This is a genomic window from Phenylobacterium sp. (assembly GCF_016793225.1).
Taxonomy (GTDB): Bacteria; Pseudomonadota; Alphaproteobacteria; order Caulobacterales; family Caulobacteraceae; genus Phenylobacterium.
Window position 1 is genome coordinate 1 of the sequence record NZ_JAEUMN010000049.1, and the last position, 16874, is coordinate 16874.

The 16874-nt window shown below is 70.5% G+C and carries 15 protein-coding genes; 7 read left to right on the forward strand and 8 right to left on the reverse strand.

Annotation, left to right across the window (positions count from 1 at the left end):
* Positions 1 to 54 precede the first annotated feature (54 nt).
* Together JNK30_RS05430 and JNK30_RS05435 are read right to left on the reverse strand one after the other, a co-directional pair.
* Complete coding sequence (locus JNK30_RS05430; RefSeq protein WP_293480921.1) at positions 55 to 483, reverse strand: CBS domain-containing protein; 429 nt, start codon at positions 481 to 483, stop codon at positions 55 to 57.
* A gap of 78 nt (positions 484 to 561) precedes the next feature.
* The gene (locus JNK30_RS05435; RefSeq protein WP_293480923.1) at positions 562 to 1257 is read right to left on the reverse strand and encodes a rhomboid family intramembrane serine protease; all 696 of its coding nucleotides are present in this window, start codon (positions 1255 to 1257) and stop codon (positions 562 to 564) included.
* 118 nt (positions 1258 to 1375) lie between these two features.
* Here JNK30_RS05435 and JNK30_RS05440 point away from each other — a divergent pair, with 118 nt between their 5' ends.
* Together JNK30_RS05440 and JNK30_RS05445 are read left to right on the forward strand one after the other, a co-directional pair.
* The gene (locus JNK30_RS05440) at positions 1376 to 4258 is read left to right on the forward strand and encodes a pitrilysin family protein (protein WP_293480925.1); all 2883 of its coding nucleotides are present in this window, start codon (positions 1376 to 1378) and stop codon (positions 4256 to 4258) included.
* Between the two features lie 88 nt (positions 4259 to 4346).
* On the forward strand, positions 4347 to 4865 hold the full coding sequence (locus tag JNK30_RS05445) for a lysozyme (RefSeq protein WP_293480927.1): 519 nt from the start codon (positions 4347 to 4349) through the stop codon (positions 4863 to 4865).
* Positions 4866 to 4919: 54 nt separating this feature from the next.
* On the opposite strand, the gene JNK30_RS05450 is transcribed toward JNK30_RS05445, so the two are convergent.
* The 3 genes from JNK30_RS05450 to JNK30_RS05460 all read right to left on the reverse strand — a co-directional run bounded on the left by JNK30_RS05450 (position 4920) and on the right by JNK30_RS05460 (position 8696).
* The gene (locus JNK30_RS05450; protein WP_293480929.1) at positions 4920 to 6575 is read right to left on the reverse strand and encodes a choline dehydrogenase; all 1656 of its coding nucleotides are present in this window, start codon (positions 6573 to 6575) and stop codon (positions 4920 to 4922) included.
* 98 nt (positions 6576 to 6673) lie between these two features.
* The gene (locus tag JNK30_RS05455; RefSeq protein WP_293480931.1) at positions 6674 to 7762 is read right to left on the reverse strand and encodes a DUF3667 domain-containing protein; all 1089 of its coding nucleotides are present in this window, start codon (positions 7760 to 7762) and stop codon (positions 6674 to 6676) included.
* Positions 7763 to 7913: 151 nt separating this feature from the next.
* Positions 7914 to 8696, reverse strand: a complete 783-nt coding sequence (locus JNK30_RS05460; protein ID WP_293480933.1) for an enoyl-CoA hydratase-related protein — start codon at positions 8694 to 8696, stop codon at positions 7914 to 7916.
* A 66-nt stretch (positions 8697 to 8762) separates the two neighbouring features.
* Between JNK30_RS05460 and JNK30_RS05465 the strand changes: the two genes are divergently transcribed.
* The gene (locus JNK30_RS05465) at positions 8763 to 9383 is read left to right on the forward strand and encodes an HAD-IA family hydrolase (RefSeq protein WP_293480934.1); all 621 of its coding nucleotides are present in this window, start codon (positions 8763 to 8765) and stop codon (positions 9381 to 9383) included.
* Here the strand turns inward: JNK30_RS05465 and JNK30_RS05470 are convergent.
* A complete protein-coding gene (locus tag JNK30_RS05470; RefSeq protein ID WP_293480935.1) occupies positions 9347 to 9883 on the reverse strand; it encodes a gamma carbonic anhydrase family protein in 537 nt (178 codons plus the stop codon). The genes JNK30_RS05465 and JNK30_RS05470 overlap by 37 nt on opposite strands.
* A gap of 311 nt (positions 9884 to 10194) precedes the next feature.
* Here JNK30_RS05470 and JNK30_RS05475 point away from each other — a divergent pair, with 311 nt between their 5' ends.
* From JNK30_RS05475 to JNK30_RS05490, 4 genes are all read left to right on the forward strand, one after another.
* A complete protein-coding gene (locus tag JNK30_RS05475) occupies positions 10195 to 10959 on the forward strand; it encodes a PhoH family protein (RefSeq protein WP_293480936.1) in 765 nt (254 codons plus the stop codon).
* A gap of 94 nt (positions 10960 to 11053) precedes the next feature.
* On the forward strand, positions 11054 to 11491 hold the full coding sequence (locus JNK30_RS05480; RefSeq protein WP_293480937.1) for a MarR family winged helix-turn-helix transcriptional regulator: 438 nt from the start codon (positions 11054 to 11056) through the stop codon (positions 11489 to 11491).
* A complete protein-coding gene (locus tag JNK30_RS05485; RefSeq protein ID WP_293480938.1) occupies positions 11488 to 12954 on the forward strand; it encodes an MFS transporter in 1467 nt (488 codons plus the stop codon). The genes JNK30_RS05480 and JNK30_RS05485 overlap by 4 nt, the downstream gene beginning before the upstream one ends.
* 60 nt (positions 12955 to 13014) lie before the next feature.
* Positions 13015 to 15615 carry a M1 family metallopeptidase gene (locus JNK30_RS05490; protein ID WP_293480940.1) on the forward strand — a complete coding sequence of 867 codons (2601 nt, stop codon included), beginning with the start codon at positions 13015 to 13017 and terminating at the stop codon, positions 15613 to 15615.
* A gap of 3 nt (positions 15616 to 15618) precedes the next feature.
* On the opposite strand, the gene JNK30_RS05495 is transcribed toward JNK30_RS05490, so the two are convergent.
* Both JNK30_RS05495 and JNK30_RS05500 read right to left on the reverse strand, forming a co-directional pair.
* Entirely contained in the window at positions 15619 to 15858 is a 240-nt protein-coding gene (locus JNK30_RS05495) for a DUF5961 family protein (RefSeq protein WP_293480942.1), read from the reverse strand.
* 6 nt (positions 15859 to 15864) lie between these two features.
* Positions 15865 to 16874, reverse strand: a 1010-nt coding sequence (locus JNK30_RS05500; RefSeq protein ID WP_293480944.1) for a sulfate/molybdate ABC transporter ATP-binding protein, incomplete at its 5' end; no start/stop codon positions are given.

Genomic DNA, 16874 nt, shown 5'->3' on the forward strand with positions numbered 1-16874 from the left:
CCTTTCAGCCGACGCACCGCCGGCGTTTGGCCCTCCGGTCAGGGAGGGTAGCTCTCAGCTGGCCGCGATGTAGGCCTTCAGGCCGTCGGCCTCGGCCTCCACCTCGGAGATCTTCCACTTCACCAGGTCGCCGATGGAGACGATGCCCACCAGGCGGTCGTTGCGGCAGACCGGGAGGTGGCGGATCCGCCGGTCGGTCATGCGCGAAAGGAGACTGTCCACGGTCTCGCCCGGCTCGGCGAACAGGACGTTGGCGGTCATGAAGTCGGCGACCGGCCGCGACAGCACCCCTGCGCCATGCGACGCGATCGCCCGGACGATGTCGCGCTCGGAGACGATGCCGGCCACGCGCTCGCCGTCGAGCACCACGAGCGCGCCCACGCCCTTGGCGTGCAGGAGACCCGCAACGGAGCCGACGTTTTCGTCGCGGCGGATGGTGAACACCGCGTCGCCCTTGGTCCTGAGGATCTGCGAAACCAGCATGGCGCCCTCGTTCCCTTGCGTCAGGACGAAGGGAAACGCAGTTTCAGGCCTGACACAAAACACGGGCGCGTGAGCGGCCTACCGCCGGGCGAGCCATCCCAGGGGCTGGATCAGCACCACGCCGGCCGCAAAGCCGGCGAGATGCGCCTCCCACGCCACGCCCGCCTCCCCGGCCCCGGGCAGCAGCATTCCGCCGGTGAAGGCCATGATGACGTTGACCACGATCCAGGCCAGCCCCATCCCCGTCACGGCCTGCGAGAACATGGGGCCCACCTCTCCTCGCCCGCCGATCAGCCGCGCCGCAGCGCCCATGAGGCCGGACGCCGCGCCCGAGGCGCCCACCATGGCGGCCTCCTGCCCCCAGTGCATCGCGGCGAATCCGACCGCCGCCAGGACGCCGCAGAGAAGGTAGAAGAGGAAGAATCCGACGGCTCCGGCGAGACGAGGGCCGAAGAACCGCGAGACCGGCGCTCCGAAGGCCAGGATGAAGGCTGCGTTCATCAGCGCGTGCGGCCAGCCGCCATGCAGGAACTGCGACGTGACGAGACCCGCGTACTCTCCGCGCACCAACTGGCCGGGCGAGAAGGCGTACAGGTCGACGAGGAACGGCAGCCGGGCCTGGATCGCGTAGAGCGCGAGAATGCCGAGGCTCAGCACCACCACCGGCCAGGGGGCGTTCACCATCGGCTCAGGGGTGCGCCGACCGTCGGGCTGGCCGGAGTATTGCGGTTTCGGCCCCCCGGGTGCGGGCGCTTCGAAGCAGGCGACGTCCATCCGTTCCATTTAAGGGGTGTCGCCCGAATGCGCGAGCGCCGCCGCGATGCCGCCTTGTCGGCGCCATCGGGCTTGGCGATGGTGCCGGACTCGACGATCGACAATCCAGGCGCAGTTGATGATCCGACTTCTTGGCCGGGGCGCGGCCCTGCTCGCAGCCTTCGCCCTCGCCTTCCCCCCGCCGGCCTGGAGCCAGCCGTCCACAAGCCAGCCCGCGGGCGCCAGCCTCACGGCGACGGAATGGCCGCAGGCGCGCTCGGACCTCAAGGCCGACCCAGACATCCGCTTCGGCGTCCTGCCCAACGGCATGAGGTATGCGCTGCGCCGGCAGACCACGCCCAAGGGCCAGGCCGCGTTCCGCCTGTGGTTCGGGGCCGGCTCGCTGATGGAGACGGACGCCCAGCTCGGCCTCGCGCACTTTCTCGAGCACATGGCCTTCAACGGATCGAAGAAGGTCAAGGAAGGCGACATGGTTCGCATCCTCGAGCGGCTGGGCCTGGCCTTCGGCGCCGACACCAACGCCTCCACCGGGTTCTCGGAGACCATCTACAAGCTCGACCTGCCCCGCACCGACGACGAGACGGTGGACACCTCCCTGATGCTGCTGTCCGAGGCGGCGTTCGGCCTGACCATCGATCCCGCAGCCGTCGACCGCGAACGCGGCATCGTGCTGTCGGAGGAGCGCGCGCGGGACACGCCCGGCTACCGGATCGCCAAGGCGCGCATGGGGTTCCTGATGAAGGGCCAGCGACTGCCGACACGCTGGCCGATCGGCACGGTGGAGGTGCTCAAGACCGCCCCGGCCAGCCAGATCGTCGCGTTCTACGATCGGTGGTACCGCCCCGACAGGGCGGTGTTCGTGGCGGCGGGCGATTTCGACCTCGACGTGGTAGAGGCGAAGATCAGGTCCGCCTTCGGCGGCTGGCGTGGGCGCGGGCCTGCCCCGGCTGATCCCGACCCCGGCCCCGTGGCGTCCCGAGGCGCGGAGGCCCGCCTGGTGGTCGAGCCCGGCGTGACGCAGACTCTGCAGGTCGCCTGGATCAGCCCGCCCGACCTCACGCCCGACACGGCCGCCAAGCGCCGGCGCGAGCTGATCGAGAATCTGGGGCTTGCGGTGCTGAACCGCCGCTTCTCGGCCATCGCCCGCGGCGCCGAGCCGCCGTTCCTGGGCGCCGGGACCTCCAAGTTCGAGCAGGACGACGCGGCCCAGATCGCCCTGATCAGCGTGAACGCCGAGGCGGGACGGTGGCGCGAGGCGCTGACCGCCGCCGAACGGGAGCAGCGCCGGCTGGTGCAGTACGGCGTCCGGCAGGACGAACTCGACCGCGAGGTCGAGGAGATCCGCGCCACGCTGCGCGCGGCGGTGGCCGGCGCGGCCACCCGCCGGCCCGCGGACCTGGCGAACGAGATCGTGCAGTCCTTGTCCGACCACACCGTCGTGACGTCCCCGGCCCAGGACCAGGCGCTGTTCGAGGCGGCGGTGAAGGATCTCAAGGCCGAGACCGTGAACGCCGCGCTGAAGTCGACCTTCCAGGGGGCGGGGCCCCTGGTCTTCATGGCCTCGCCGACGCCGGTCGAGGGCGGGGAGGCCGCCGTCGCGGCCGTGCTGGCCGCCTCGCAGCAGGTCGCCGTGACGCCCCCGGCGCAGCAGGCGGCCCTCGCCTGGCCCTACGAGAGCTTCGGCGCGCCGGGCCGCGTGGTCGACCGGCGCGACGTCCAGGACCTGGGCGCCAGCTTCGTCCGGTTCGACAACGGCGTCCGCCTCACCGTCAAGCCGACGGACTTCCGCGACGACGAGGTCCTGGTGCGCGTGAACGTCGGCCAGGGGATGCTGGAGCTGCCGAAGGACCGCCAGAGCCCCTTCTGGGCGGCGGGCGCCTTCGTCGAGGGCGGCCTGAAGAAGATTCCGGTCGAGGACATGGAGCGGGTCCTGGCCTCCAAGGTCTATGGGGGCCGGTTCAGCTTCGGCGACGATGCGTTCACCCTCTCCGGGGCAACCCGCACCACCGACGTGGGGACCCAGCTTCAGGTATTCGCGGCCTATGTGGCCGAGCCCGCCTGGCGCGACGCGGCCTTCGCCCGGGTCAAGGCCGCGGGGCGCACGATCCACGACCAGTACGAGGCGACCGCCAACGGCGTGCTGGCGCGCGACCTGCCGGGCCTCATCCACTCGGGCGACCGGCGCTGGACCTTCCCCAGCCGCGAGGAGATCGCGAAGGCTTCGTTCGCGGACGTGGCCGCCGCCGTGGGGCGGGCCCTCGCCGACGGCCCTGTCGAAGTGGTGATCGTCGGCGACATCACCGTCGAGCGGGCGATCGCCGAGACCGCGGCCACCTTCGGCGCGCTGCCGAAGCGCAGGGAGCCGCCCCTGCCCTCGCCCCCGCAGCGGGCCGTGGCGTTCCCCAAGGGCGGCGGCGCGCCGGTCGTGCTGACCCACAAGGGGCGCGCGGACCAGTCGATCGGCTACATCGCCTGGGGCACGACCGACTACTGGACCGATCCCCAGCGGGCGCGCGACGCAGCGGTGCTGCGCGAGATCATGAAGCTGCGGGTCACCGAAGAGCTGCGCGAGGCCCAGGGCGTCACCTACTCGCCCGACGTCAACTCGCAGCACAGCCTGGTCTGGACGGGCTGGGGTTACATCGCCGCCAGCGTGGAAGCGCCGCCCGAGAAGCTTCCGGGTTTCTTCCGCGACGTGCAGAAGATCGCCGCCGACCTCGCCGCCCAGGAGGTGGACGCCGACGAACTGGCGCGCGCCAAGAAGCCCCGCCTCGAGGCGATCCAGCGCACCCGGCTCACCAATAGCTACTGGGTGGGCGAGCTCTCGGGCGCCCAGGCCGATCCGCGCCGGCTCGACATCATCCGCGAGATCGTCCCGGGAACCGAGCGGGTCACCGCCGCCGACGTCCGCCGCGCCGCCCAGGCGCTGCTGAGGCCCGAGCGAGCCTACAGGGTGGTGGTGGCGCCGCAGGGCCAGGAGGCTGTCGCCGCCGCGAATTGATGCTTGCAACCCGCGCGAGTATCGAACACCGTTCTACCCAGCCGAGTGGGGCGGCGGCGCAGTGGGACAGCCCCCGGGGGAAGTCAGCATGCCGATGAAGCTGTCGAAGCGGGGCGCGGAGCTCATCAAGTCTTTCGAGGGCTGCCACAAGGCCAGCGGGGGCGGCTTCAAGGCCTATCTCTGCCCGGCCAATGTGCTGACCATCGGCTGGGGGCACACCAACGGGTCGGGCCGAGCCTTCGACAAGAACTCGGTGTGGACGCAGGCCGAGTGCGACGCCGCGTTCGACGAGGACATGGCCTCCTACGAGGGGCCGGTGAACAGGATGGTCCAGGTCCCGCTCAAGCAGCACCAGTTCGATGCGCTCGTGTCCTTCGCCTACAACTGCGGCGTCCAGGCGCTCCGGGGATCGACGCTGCTGAAGAAGGTCAACGCGCGCAACTTCGATGGCGCGGCGCTGGAGTTCCACAAGTGGGTGCGCGGCGGCGGCAAGGTCCTGCCCGGCCTGGTGCGGCGGCGCGCCGCCGAGTCCATGCTGTTCCAGGACATCCCGGACCGGAACCACGACGGAAAGCCGGACATGCCGCAGGCGGCCGCCATCCGCTGAGCGCCCCGCCCCCGACCGGCTGACCCGGGACGATCGGGCCGGGCGCAGATCGCGTCAGGCGGCGACCTTGCCCCCGCCCTCGTAGACCGGCGCGTCCTCCGCGGGCAGATAGGCGCGGCCGCGGATCGCGTCCGAGACCTTCTCGGCGATCATGATGGTCGGGGCGTTCGTGTTGCCGCCCACCAGCGTCGGCATCACCGAGGCGTCGACCACCCGCAGGCCCGTCAGGCCCTGGACCCGGCATTCGGCGTCGACGACGGCCATCGGGTCGCCGGCCACGCCCATGCGGCAGGTGCCGACGGGGTGATAGATGGTCTCGGCCGAGCGGCGGATCCAGGCGTCGAGTTCGGCGTCGGTCTGGACGTCGGCCCCGGGCGCGTACTCGGCCTTGATGTAGGGCTTCAGCGCCGCCTGCTTGGCGACCTCCCGCATCATCTTGACGCCCTCGCGCAGCGCGCGGCGATCCTCCTCGGTCGCCAGGTAATTGGCGAAGATGGCGGGATCGGCCAGCGGATCGGCGCTGCGCAGGCCCACGCGGCCGCGGCTCTCGGGCCGCAGCTGGCACACGTGGAAGGTGAAGCCGTCCTTCTTGATCTGGACCTTGCCGTGGTCCTGCATCATCGCGAGCACCGTGTGGACCTGCAGGTCGGGCCGGTCGAGGTCGGGCCGCGAGCGCAGGAAGGCGCCCGATTCGAGGAAGTTCTGCCGCCCGATCCCCTTGCGCCGCAGCATGTAGTCGAGCCCGACGAAGAGCGTCTTGATGCCCTTGCGCATGGAATAGATCGTGATGGGCTGCGGGCACTCCCAGACCATGCAGACGTCCAGGTGGTCCTGCAGGTTCTGACCGACGCCGCGCAACTCGTGCACGACGGGAATGCCGTGGCGGGCGAGCTCTTCGCCGTCGCCAATGCCGGACAGCTGGAGGATGTGCGGCGACTGGACGGCCCCCGCGCAGAGCAGCACCTCGGCCTCGGCGTGGAAGGTCTTCTTCTGCCCCTTGGCGTCCACGGTCTCGACGCCGGTCGCACGGCCGTTCTCGACCACGATGCGGGTGGTGCGCAGGCCCGTGACGCAGGTGAGGTTCGGCCGGTCGAGGGCGGGGTAGAGGTAGCCGCGCGCGGCGCTCCAGCGTTCGCCGTCCTTGATGGTGAACTGGTAGGGACCCCAGCCCTCTTGCTGGAAGCCGTTGAAGTCGTTGGTGATCGGGTGCCCCGCTTCGGCGCCCGCCTCGATGGCGGCGCGGTAGATCGGGTTCGGCGAACTGGCCTTCGAGACGTGCAGCGGCCCTTCGCCGCCATGCCAGGGGTCGCCGCCCCCCTCGAGCGTCTCCGAGCGCTTGAAGTAGGGCAGCACATCGGCGTAGCCCCAGCCGGCCAGCCCCATCTGCCGCCACTGGTCGTAGTCGCGCGCGTGGCCGCGGATGTAGATCATGCCGTTGATCGACGAAGACCCGCCCCAGCCCTTTCCGCGCGGCCACCAGAGCTTGCGGCCGTCGAGGTTGGGCTCGGGCTCGGTCCAGAAGCCCCAGTTGAACGGGCCTTGCTTGGCGATGAGGCCGCCCACGCCAGCGGGCATGGTCACCAGGAGCGACTTGTCCTTGCTTCCGGCCTCGACGAGCAGCACGCGCGCCTTGCCGTCCTCTGTCAGCCGGTTGGCCAGCACGCAGCCGGCCGAGCCGGCGCCGATGATGATGTAGTCGAAGCGGTCCATGGGGGGCGTGGGCCTTACAGCGTCAATTTGTCGGGAACCTCGCCCAGCGCGGCCCCGTTCGCAAGAGTGAACAACGCGTCATTTTCGCCCGCGGACGCTCAGGCCAGGCCCAGCCACAGGATGGCCAGCAGGAAGACGCCGGCGGCCACCGCGGCGAAGATCAGCAGCAGCATGGTCCGCCACAGCGCCGACAGCACGCTCAGGCCGTAGGCGCCCTTGAGCTGGAAGAACATGTGCGCGGGGACGACGAAGGGGACGGCGGAGAACGCCACGCTGGCGGCCGGCCCGCCCACGCGCAGCGCTCCGGCGACCACCATGATCAGCAGGGACATGAAGGTGAGGGAATAGAGGACGAAGACCCCGTGGTCGTAGAGGGTGAAGCCCCGCTTCCAGAGGAACAGCAGAGCCACGAACGGGATCGAGATCGGAACCAGCAGGAAGGAAAATTTGTAGAAGGTCTGCGACAGCTTGTAGAGCGCCAGCTCGGGGTTCTCGAGCTTGTGCCGAAGCTTCTCGTCGAGCTTTCCGTCGCCTGTGTTGATCTTGAGCTTTCCGGTGCGCGTCTCTTCCGCGAGCTGCGCCTTCCAGTCCCCGCCGGCCACCCGCGCCGCCGTCTCCAGCCCCCGGAACTCGTCCATCGCCGCCGCGACCCCGGCCCGGGCGGCCCTGGCCGCACCCTCGGCCTCGGCGCGGTCCTGCGGGTTGGCGGCCTTCGCCAGGGCCGCCTCGGCCTCGGCCAGTTCGGTGCGGCTCCTGGAAAGCTCGGCCGCAGCGACCGCCCGCTCCTGCGCCAGCGTCATGGCCGGCGCCTCCGGCAGGTAGGAGATCGCCATGAAGAGCACGAAGACGGTGAACAGGAACATCGCCAGCGGCGAGACGTAGCGGGCGCGTTTGCCCAGGCACCACTCGCGCGTCAGCTGGCCCGGACGGAACACCAGGCGCGGGAGCGTGCGCCAGGCGCGGCTGTCGAAGTGCATCACCCCGTGCAGCAGCTCCTCGCCCAGATGCAGCAAGGTGCGATGGACGTGGGCGGCGTTGCCGCAGTTGTGGCAGAAGCGGCCCAGGGTCTGGGTCCCGCAGTCGGCGCACGTGGGATGGTGCTCCCCGGCCTTGCCGGCAGGGCTCTCGAACGTCGAGGCGACCAGCCCTCCAGTCGCCGTCCCGCCGACCGCTTCCAGATCCACCATCGGCCCGCCCTGCCACGACTCCCGCGGAATTTGGCGGGATTGGCCGGGGCGAACAAGCGGGCCTTGGGCCAGGACGGTGACGAGGGCCGCAGGGTGATCGGATCAGAGGCGGTTCACGCCTCGCCAGGAGCCCCGAAGGGCGACGCGACGCTCAGCGGCCCTTCCAGCTCGGCGCACGCTTCTGGGCGAAGGCGAGAGGGCCTTCCTTGAAGTCCTCGGACGTGTAGAGGGCGGCCACCGCCGGATACTTGTTCTGGCCCTTCAGCGCCGCTTCCAGGCTGGGCTCGTCCAGCCCCTTCAGGACCGCCTCCTTGGACGCGCGGATCGACATCGGCCCGAGTTCGCAGATGCCGGCGGCGATCTCGTTGGCGCGGCGGATAAGGTCCTGCGGCGCCGTCACCTCGTACACGAAGCCCAACTCCTTGCCCTCGGCAGCCGAGACGCGGCGAGCCGTGAGGATCATGCCCATGGCGCGCTTCACGCCGATGGCGCGCGGCAGGCGGTGGAGGCCGCCTGCCAGGGCCGCCAGGCCCACGCGGGGCTCCGGAAGCGAGAAGACGGCGGTCTCGGACGCCACGATGATGTCGCAGGCGAGCGCGATCTCGAACCCGCCGCCCATGGCGACGCCGTTGACGGCCGCGATCAGCGGCTTCGTGAGATCGAAGCGCGCGGTGATCCCCGCGAACCCCGACGGCGGCGAGCGCATCTGGCCGCCGCTCGCCTGGTACTTCAGGTCGTTGCCCGCCGAGAACGCCCGGTCGCCCGCGCCCGTGATGATCCCCACCCACTGCTCGGGATCGGCCGCGAAGGCGTTCAGCGCCTCGTCCATCTCGAAGTGCGCCGGCGAATGCATCGCGTTCATCACATCGGGGCGGTTCAGCGTGATCGTCGTGACCGGCCCTGCGCGGTCGACCTTGATGAATTCGTAGGCCATGGCGTCCTCCCGTTTGGCCGCACGGTCGGGGGCGGACCCTACGTCCGTCAACTGGCATAAGGGGCCATGCCCATCCTCGTGCTCGACATCGGCGGCGTCTTCTATCGCGGCTGGCCGGACGCCGCGTTCTGGGACCGATGGACGGTGCGAACCGGACTCGATCGCGCCACACTGGAGGACGCGCTGTCGCGTTCACCCGAACATCGCGCCGCCCAGGTCGGCGCCATGACGGCTGACGAGGCCTTCGCCGCCTCAGGCGCTCGCCTGGGGCTCTCGGGAGCCCTGTTTCGGCAACTCGCCGAAGACGCCTACCTGAGCGAATTCAACGAGCGCCTTGCCCAGGCCGTTCGAGGCCTTCGAGCGCTGCGCGTCCGGGTGATGGCGCTGACCAACACCCTGTCGAGCGAATCCCAGATCATGGCGCGGCCGGAGTTTGCGGGCGTATTCGAGGGCGTGGTCTCGTCGCGCGACGTCGGCTTCGCTAAGCCCGCTCCCGGCATCTATCTCGCCCTGCTTGAGCGGCTGCGCGCACCGCCCGGAGACGTGGTCTTCGTCGACGACCTCCCCGGCCACGTCGAAGCGGCGCGGACGCTCGGACTGATCGGGATCCGCTTCGAGGACACGGACCAGGCGCTCGCCGAGCTCGGCGCCTACTTTCCGGAGATCGCCGCCAGCTCGCGCCGGTAGCGCTTCCAGTTCTCGACGTAGTGGGCCGAGCCCGCGCGGATCATCATCGCCTGCTCGGGGCTGAGTTCGCGGACCACCTTGCCCGGCGCACCCATGACCAGCGAGTTGTCCGGGATCTCCTTGCCCTCGGTGATCAGGCAGTTGGCGCCGATCAGGCAGTTCTTCCCGATCTTCGCGCCGTTCAGAACGATCGAGCCGATGCCGACCAGGCTGCCGTCGCCGATAGTGCAGCCGTGGAGCATCACCATATGGCCCACCGTGACGTTGTCGCCGATGAAGAGCGGCGAGCCGGTGTCGGTATGGCAGACGCTGCCGTCCTGGATGTTGGAGCCCTCGCCCAGCACGATAGGGTCGTTGTCGCCGCGAAGCGTGGCGCCCCACCAGACCGACGCATTCTTCTTCAGGATGACCCGGCCGATAACCGCGGCGTTTGGGGCGATCCAGTATTCGTCATCGTTTGGTAGCTCAGGTGTCACATTGCCCAAGTTGTAGACAGCCAATTCGGAACCCTTCTTCTTCCCGCAGCCGGGCCTTTAACGACTCGTAAAGCACGCTACCCTCATTCTAGTCGGGCGATTCGAGAGGGCGAAAGCCTTACCGGAAGCCGCCGCGGGAGTTTCGCTCCTGCGTCTCGCGCTGGACGGGGTTGGATGGCGCTGAGTTTGTCGTTCCTCCGGGCCGTTCCGCCCGGACCTGCAGAAGCAGCCGGACCTCCGGGGCCGGCACGCGGCCGCCGCCACCGTTCTCTCCCACCATTCGAAGGGCGCTCCCACGCGGGACGCCCTTTTTTCTTGCCCCCTGAGGAGGCCAAATGAGCAAGCGGGCTCTGAAGCGACAGCTGCGCGAAGGCGCGTTCGACGCCGGTCAGTTCGAGGGGGACGACAAGATCCGCAGGCTGCCCGTGGACCGGGGCTGGTCTCCATTGTCACACCACAACGACGACCGCGAGCAGGGCTATCTCAAGACCATCAAGGCGAAGTCGGACGGCCAGCAGGCCCTGATCAACGCCATCGACGCGAAGAACCTCGTGCTCGCCCTCGGTCCCGCGGGGACCGGCAAGACCTACCTGGCCATCGCCAAGGCCGTGGAGGCGCTGGAAAGCGGGCGCGTCGGCCGGATCGTCCTCTCGCGGCCGGCGGTGGAGGCGGGCGAGTCGATCGGCTTCCTGCCCGGGGACGCCGAGGACAAGCTCGCGCCCTATCTGCGGCCATTATACGACGCCCTGTCGGACCGGCTCTCGATGAAGCGCGTCCGGGCGCTGATGGCCGAGGGCGCCATCGAGATCGCGCCCGTCGGCTTCATGCGCGGGCGCACCCTCAACAACGCCTTCGTGGTGATCGACGAGGCCCAGAACTGCACCTACATGCAGCTCAAGATGCTCCTCACCCGCCTGGGCTGGCATTCCACGATGGTGGTCACGGGCGACCCGAACCAGTCCGACCTTCTGCCCGAGCTGTCGGGCCTCAAGCCCGTGGCGGAGCGGCTGGAAGAGGTCGGCAACATCGCCGTGGTGCGCCTCGGCGACCGCGACATCGTCCGCCATCCCCTGGTCGCCGAGATGCTCGGCGTCCTCTGACGGATCCGCGCCCCGTCGCCTGTCGGCGGGGCGCGCCCTTGCACCGGGCCAGGCGCGGGTCTAGGTAGTTCGGCGACCTAACTACCTGGAACTCATGCCCGGCGCTCCTGAGAACGACGTCATCGGCCTGGCCGAAGCGCTTCGGCCCGCGATCCTGCGCGTGTCGCGCCGCCTGCGTCAGGAAGCGCAGAAGGCCGGGATCTCGGCGCAGGACGCCTTGCTGCTGGGCCACATCCGCAAGCATCCGGGCATCGGGGTCAGCGCGCTGGCCGAGGTGGAGCGGACGTCCAAGCCGACCATGAGCGCCCACATCAAGCGGCTCGAGGCGGCCGGCCTGGTGGCCCGCAGCAGCGACGCCGAGGACGGACGCCGTTCTGGCCTCGCCATCACGCCGTCCGGCGCCCGGACCCTCGAGCTGATCCGCCGGCAGCGCAACGACTGGCTCGCCGCCCGCCTCGCCCGCCTGTCTCCTGCCGAGCGCGAAGCGGTTTCAGAGGCCACGCCCGCGCTTCTGCGGCTGGTGGAGCCGTGACCCCGCCGACCGACGAAACGGCGGAGGGCGCGACGCCGCGGGAGAACGCCGGCGGTCCCCCCGTCCCCACCGCGTTCCGACGCGGCTGGCTGATCCCCGCGATCATCGGCTCGGCGCTGATGATGCAGACGCTCAACGCCACGGTGATCTCCAACGCCCTGCCCGCCATGGCCGAGTCGTTCGGCGTGGAGCCGGTGCGGCTGAGCGCGGCGATCACCACCTACATGCTGTCCGCGGCGATCTTCCTGCCGCTGTCCGGATGGCTGGCCGACCGCTTCGGGGCGCGGCGCATCTTCATGTTCTCGATCGTGCTCTACGCCGCAGGGTCCGCGGCGTGCGGCTTCGCCGGGTCGTTCTGGGAACTCATCGCCGCACGCTTCATCCAGGGCGCGGCCGGAGCGACGCTGATGCCGGTGGGCCGCCTGGTGCTCCTGCGGATAACGCCGAAGAGCGAGCTGGTGGGCGCGCTGTCGGTGGTCACCATGCCGGCCCTGCTGGGCCCCGTCCTGGGCCCGGTGCTGGGCGGCGCCATCGTCACCTTCGCCGACTGGCCATGGATCTTCTTCATGAACCTGCCCATCGCGCTGATGGGGCTGGTGCTGGTCTGGCTCTATGTGCCCGAGGTGCGGGACCAGTCCGCGGGCAAGGTCGACTTCCTCGGCATGGCCCTGACCGGACTCGGCCTGGCGGGACTGATTGTCGGGTTCGAGAACCTTGGCCGCGACGTACTGCCGGGCGCCCTCGTGGCGGGCCTCTTCGCCGCCGGCTTCGCGATGCTGCTGGCCTACGTCTGGCACGCCCGGCGAACGCCCCACGCCGTGGTGAACCTCGGCATCTTCCGCCACCGGACGTTCCAGGCCTCGGTGATCGGCGGCGCCTGGATGCGGCTGGCCATGGGCGCGAACCCGTTCCTGCTCGCGATGCTGCTGCAGGTCGCCTTCGGTCTCTCGGCCTTCGCGGCGGGCCTGATGACCTTCATCTCGGCGGTGGGCGCGCTCCTGATGAAGACCGCTGCGCCGCCGATCCTGCGCGCGTTCGGCTTCCGCACGGTGCTGCTGGTCAACGCCGTGATCGTGGGCGCGAGCTTCATGGCGTACGCGGCCTTCCGCCCGTCCTGGCCTCACTGGGCGATCATGGCGGTGCTGGGGATCGGCGGGTTCTTCCGCTCCCTGCAGTTCACCGCCTTGAACGGCATGGCGTTCGCCGACATCGACCAGGACCAGATGAGCCGCGCGACGACGACGTCCTCGATGGTCCAGCAACTCGTGCAGTCCGTCGGCATCGGCCTCTCGGCGAGCCTCCTCAGCGTGCTGATGACGCTGGAAGGCGCCACGCGGATGACGCCGGAGGTCGTCGCGCCCGCGTTCGTCATCCTGGGGCTCGTGACCATGGTGTCGATGTTCTGGTTCGTCCGTCTGCCGGCGGACGCGGGCGACGAGATGAACGGTCGGGTCCCGCGCTAGGCGAAGCGTTCCGCAATCCCTATGCTGGACGCCTGGTTTGTCGCGCGAGCTGCCCGAACGATGAAATTTCTTGCCGCCGCCGCCGCCCTCTTCCTCGCGGCGGCCTCGCCGGTTTCGGCCGCGACGGCCAAGCCCGACACGCGCGTGGTGCTGCCCACCGACGTGAGGCCTGACCGCTACGAGATCCGGGTGGCGCCCGATCCGGACCGGCTGACGTTCGATGGCCATGTGAAGGTCGAACTCACGGTCGTGCGGCCCACCGACCGCATCGTGCTGAACGCGCAGGACCTGACCCTGGAAAAGGCGAGCCTGTCCGGTCTGGCCGCGGCGCCGCGCATCGAGTGGAACGCGGAGGAGCAGACCGCCGCCTTCGTCTTCCCCCAGCGCCTGGCGCCGGGCCGCTACACGCTGGACATCGACTACAAGGGGCGGATCTTCCAGTCGCCCGCAGCGCTGTTCTACCTCGACTACAGCGCCCCCGACGGCGGCAAGCGGCGCGGGCTCTACACCCAGTTCCAGAACTCGGACGCCCGCCGCTTCGCGCCGATGTGGGACGAGCCGGGCGTCCGCTCGGTGTTCTCGCTGACGGTCGACACGCCGCCCGGCCAGATGTCGGTCTCCAACATGCCGGTGGCGTCGGAGACGCCCCTAGAGGGCGGAAAGCGCCGCGTCCGGTTCGCCGACAGCCCGAAGATGAGCTCGTACCTGCTGTTCATGGCGATGGGCGACTTCGAGCGCATCTCGCAGAGGGTGGCCGGGGTCGACGTGGGCGTCGTGGTCCGCCGCGGCGACACCGAAAAGGCGCGCTACGCCCTGGACGCCACGGTGAAGCTGCTGCCCTACTTCAACGACTGGTTCGACACCCCCTACCCGCTCCCGAAGCTCGACCTGATCGCGGGCCCCGGCCGCAGCCAGTTCTTCGCAGCCATGGAGAACTGGGGCGCCATCTTCTACTTCGACTACGCGATCCTGCTGGACCCCAAGCTCTCGACCGAGACCGACAGGCAGTACGTCTTCACGACCGTCGCGCACGAGGTCTCCCACCAGTGGTTCGGCAACCTGGTCACCATGGCCTGGTGGGACGACCTGTGGCTGAACGAGAGCTTCGCCTCGTGGATGGAGAACAAGGCCTCCGACCATTTCCATCCCGAGTGGAACCTCTGGCTCTCGACCCAGGCCGGACAGCAGGGCGCCATGCGGCTGGACAGCCGCGCCGGCACCCATCCCGTGATCACCGACATCCCCGACGTGTTCGCGGCCGCGAACGCCTTCGACACCATCACCTACCAGAAAGGCCAGGCGGTGGTGCGGATGCTCGAGAGCTACGTCGGCGAGGACGCGTTCCGGACGGGGGTGCGCGCCTACATCAGGAAGCACGCCTACGGGAACACCGTGAGCGACGACCTCTGGGCCGCGCTGGACGCCGCCGCGCCCGGCAAGGACGTGACCGGCATGGCGCACGACTTCCTGCGGCAGCCGGGGGTCCCGCTCATCCGCGCCGCCCCGGCCGGGAACGGCGTCCGGCTGAGCCAGGAGCGCATGGCGGCCGACCCCAGCCAGAGCGCGCCCCAGACGTGGCGTACGCCGGTCGTGGTGAAGGGTCTCGCGGGCGGCGCCTGGAGCGGCGTGGTGAGCGCCGGCAGGCCGCAGACCGCGCCTGTGGCCGCCCCCGCCGTCGTGAACGCCGGCCAGACCGGCTACTTCCGAACCGCCTACGCCCCGGCGCTCTGGTCGAAGCTGGCGCCGCAGTTCGGCCGCCTCGCGCCGGCCGACCAGCTGGGCCTGCTCTACGACAGCCGCACGCTCGGAGAGGCCGGCTACGCGCCCATGAGCGACTTCCTGGCGCTGGCGCGAAACACGCCGGCCGACGCCGATCCGCTGGTGCTCGACACACTGGCGACGCAGCTGTCGGCGGTCGACGCCCTCTATTCGGGCCGGCCGGGCCAGGCGAGGTTCCGGACGTTCGCGCGGGCCCGCCTGGTGCCGATCCTTGGCCGGCTCGGCTGGGACCCGAAGCCCGGCGAGCCCGACAACGCCGCGATCGCCCGCCGGACGGTGCTGACCACCCTCGGCGACTTCGAGGACCCGATGGTCATCGCCGAGGCGCGGCGGCGCTTCGACCGCTGGCTGGTGGAACCGGAGAGCCTGCAGGGCGCCGGCCGGCGCACGGTGCTCTCTATCGTGGCCGCCAATGCGGACGAGGCGACCTGGGAGGCGCTCCGGCGACAGGCGCTCGCCTCGAAGGACGTCACCGACCGCAGCCGCCTGCTCGCCTTGCTCGCGGGTAGCGACGATCCGAAGCTGGCCGACCGGGCCCTCGCCCTCGCGCTGTCCGGCGACGTGAGCCCCAGCGAGGCCCCGACGATCATCGCCGCGGTGGCCGGGAACTTCCCGGACAAGGCCTACGACTTCGCGATCGCCAACCGCGCCCGGGTGGACGAGCTGCTCGAGCCCACCAGCCGCACCTCCTACTATGCCGAGCTGGCGCAGGCCTCGCGCGAGCCCGCCATGCTGGAGAAGCTCGGACGCTTCAAGGCCACCGTCCCGGCCTCCGCCCGCGGCGAGGTCGAGAAGGCCGAGGGCGCGATCCGCTACCGGCTCGACGTCATCTCCAGGCGGCTGCCCGAGACGGACGGCTGGCTGGCGTCCAACGGACGGTAGCGCTCAGTCGCAGGGCGTCGCCTCGCCGCTGCCGAGGTCGATCGTGAAGCACTGGCGCTGGCCGGTCTCCATGTCCTCGACGAACAGGCTGAGGTTGTCGTCGTCGTCCGGGGCCGGGTGGTGGTCCTCGATGAAGCGCAGCGCCGCGTCCTCGAAGTTCAGGCCTTCGACCAGATGGGCGCGCGACGGCGCCTCCGAGACGCCGTGGATGCAGAAGCGGCGCTGCAGGTTCGTGTCGCTCATGAAGGCTCAACGCGCGGACGGCGCAGATGGACCTGGGCCGCGCGCGTAAACCTGTGGACGCAGCGGCCGGACCCGCATCCGCGCGCCCGGCGCGACGGCCTCGAGCGCCGTCTGCGCGTGGCCGCGCAGCTCCATGGGTTCGCCGCCCATGCGGCATTCGATGCGCACCTGCGAGCCCCGCCGCGCCGCCGCGACCACCTCGACCGGCACGCCCTCGCCCGACGGCGGCGCGAACGCCACCTCGTCCGGGCGGAAGAAGACGTCCACCGGACCATGAGGCGATCCGGGCGGCGCCTGGCTCTCCCAGTCGGCCAACCTGAGCCGACCGCCCTCCACGACGCCCGCCATCCGGCAGGCCTGCCCGAGGAAGCCGAAGACGAAGGGGGTGGCCGGCTGCTCGTAGACCTCGGCCGGGGAGCCCAGCTGGACCAGTTCGCCCGCGTTCAGGATGGCTACCCGGTCGGCGAGGTCCAGGGCCTCCTCCTGGTCGTGGGTCACGAAGACCGTCGTGACGCCGGCGCGGTCGTGCAGGTCGCGCAGCCAGCGGCGGAGTTCGCGCCGGACCTGGGCGTCCAGCGCTCCGAACGGCTCGTCGAGCAGCAGCATCCGCGGCTCGACGGCCAGCGCCCGCGCGAGCGCCACCCGCTGGCGCTGCCCGCCCGACAGCTGGGCGGGGTAGCGGTCCTGCAGGCCCTGCAGCTGCACGAGATCGAGGAGCCGGGCCACCCGCTCGGCGATCTCGTCCGGCGACGGCCGCTCGCCGCGCCCGCGGACGGCCAGGCCGAAGGCGACATTGCGGGCCACCGACATGTGCGGGAAGAGCGCGTAGTGCTGGAAGACCATGCCCACCCGGCGCTGGCGGACCGGCAGCGAAAGGAAGTCCTCGCCCCGGAAGCGCACCGCCCCGGCGTCGGGCGCCTCCAGCCCGGCCAGCACGCGCAGCAGCGTGGTCTTGCCCGACCCGGACGGCCCGAGGAGCGCCAGGAACTCGCCCTCCCGCGCCTGCAGGGAGACGT

Coding starts and splice junctions, on each gene's coding strand:
- JNK30_RS05490 (WP_293480940.1), top strand. CDS start 13,015: ATGAAATTTCTTGCCGCCGCCGCCGCCCTCTTCCTCGCGGCGGCCTCG.
- JNK30_RS05455 (WP_293480931.1), bottom strand. CDS start 7,762: ATGGTGGATCTGGAAGCGGTCGGCGGGACGGCGACTGGAGGGCTGGTC.
- JNK30_RS05435 (WP_293480923.1), bottom strand. CDS start 1,257: ATGGACGTCGCCTGCTTCGAAGCGCCCGCACCCGGGGGGCCGAAACCG.
- JNK30_RS05495 (WP_293480942.1), bottom strand. CDS start 15,858: ATGAGCGACACGAACCTGCAGCGCCGCTTCTGCATCCACGGCGTCTCG.
- JNK30_RS05445 (WP_293480927.1), top strand. CDS start 4,347: ATGCCGATGAAGCTGTCGAAGCGGGGCGCGGAGCTCATCAAGTCTTTC.
- JNK30_RS05450 (WP_293480929.1), bottom strand. CDS start 6,575: ATGGACCGCTTCGACTACATCATCATCGGCGCCGGCTCGGCCGGCTGC.
- JNK30_RS05480 (WP_293480937.1), top strand. CDS start 11,054: ATGCCCGGCGCTCCTGAGAACGACGTCATCGGCCTGGCCGAAGCGCTT.
- JNK30_RS05440 (WP_293480925.1), top strand. CDS start 1,376: ATGATCCGACTTCTTGGCCGGGGCGCGGCCCTGCTCGCAGCCTTCGCC.
- JNK30_RS05475 (WP_293480936.1), top strand. CDS start 10,195: ATGAGCAAGCGGGCTCTGAAGCGACAGCTGCGCGAAGGCGCGTTCGAC.
- JNK30_RS05430 (WP_293480921.1), bottom strand. CDS start 483: ATGCTGGTTTCGCAGATCCTCAGGACCAAGGGCGACGCGGTGTTCACC.
- JNK30_RS05465 (WP_293480934.1), top strand. CDS start 8,763: ATGCCCATCCTCGTGCTCGACATCGGCGGCGTCTTCTATCGCGGCTGG.
- JNK30_RS05460 (WP_293480933.1), bottom strand. CDS start 8,696: ATGGCCTACGAATTCATCAAGGTCGACCGCGCAGGGCCGGTCACGACG.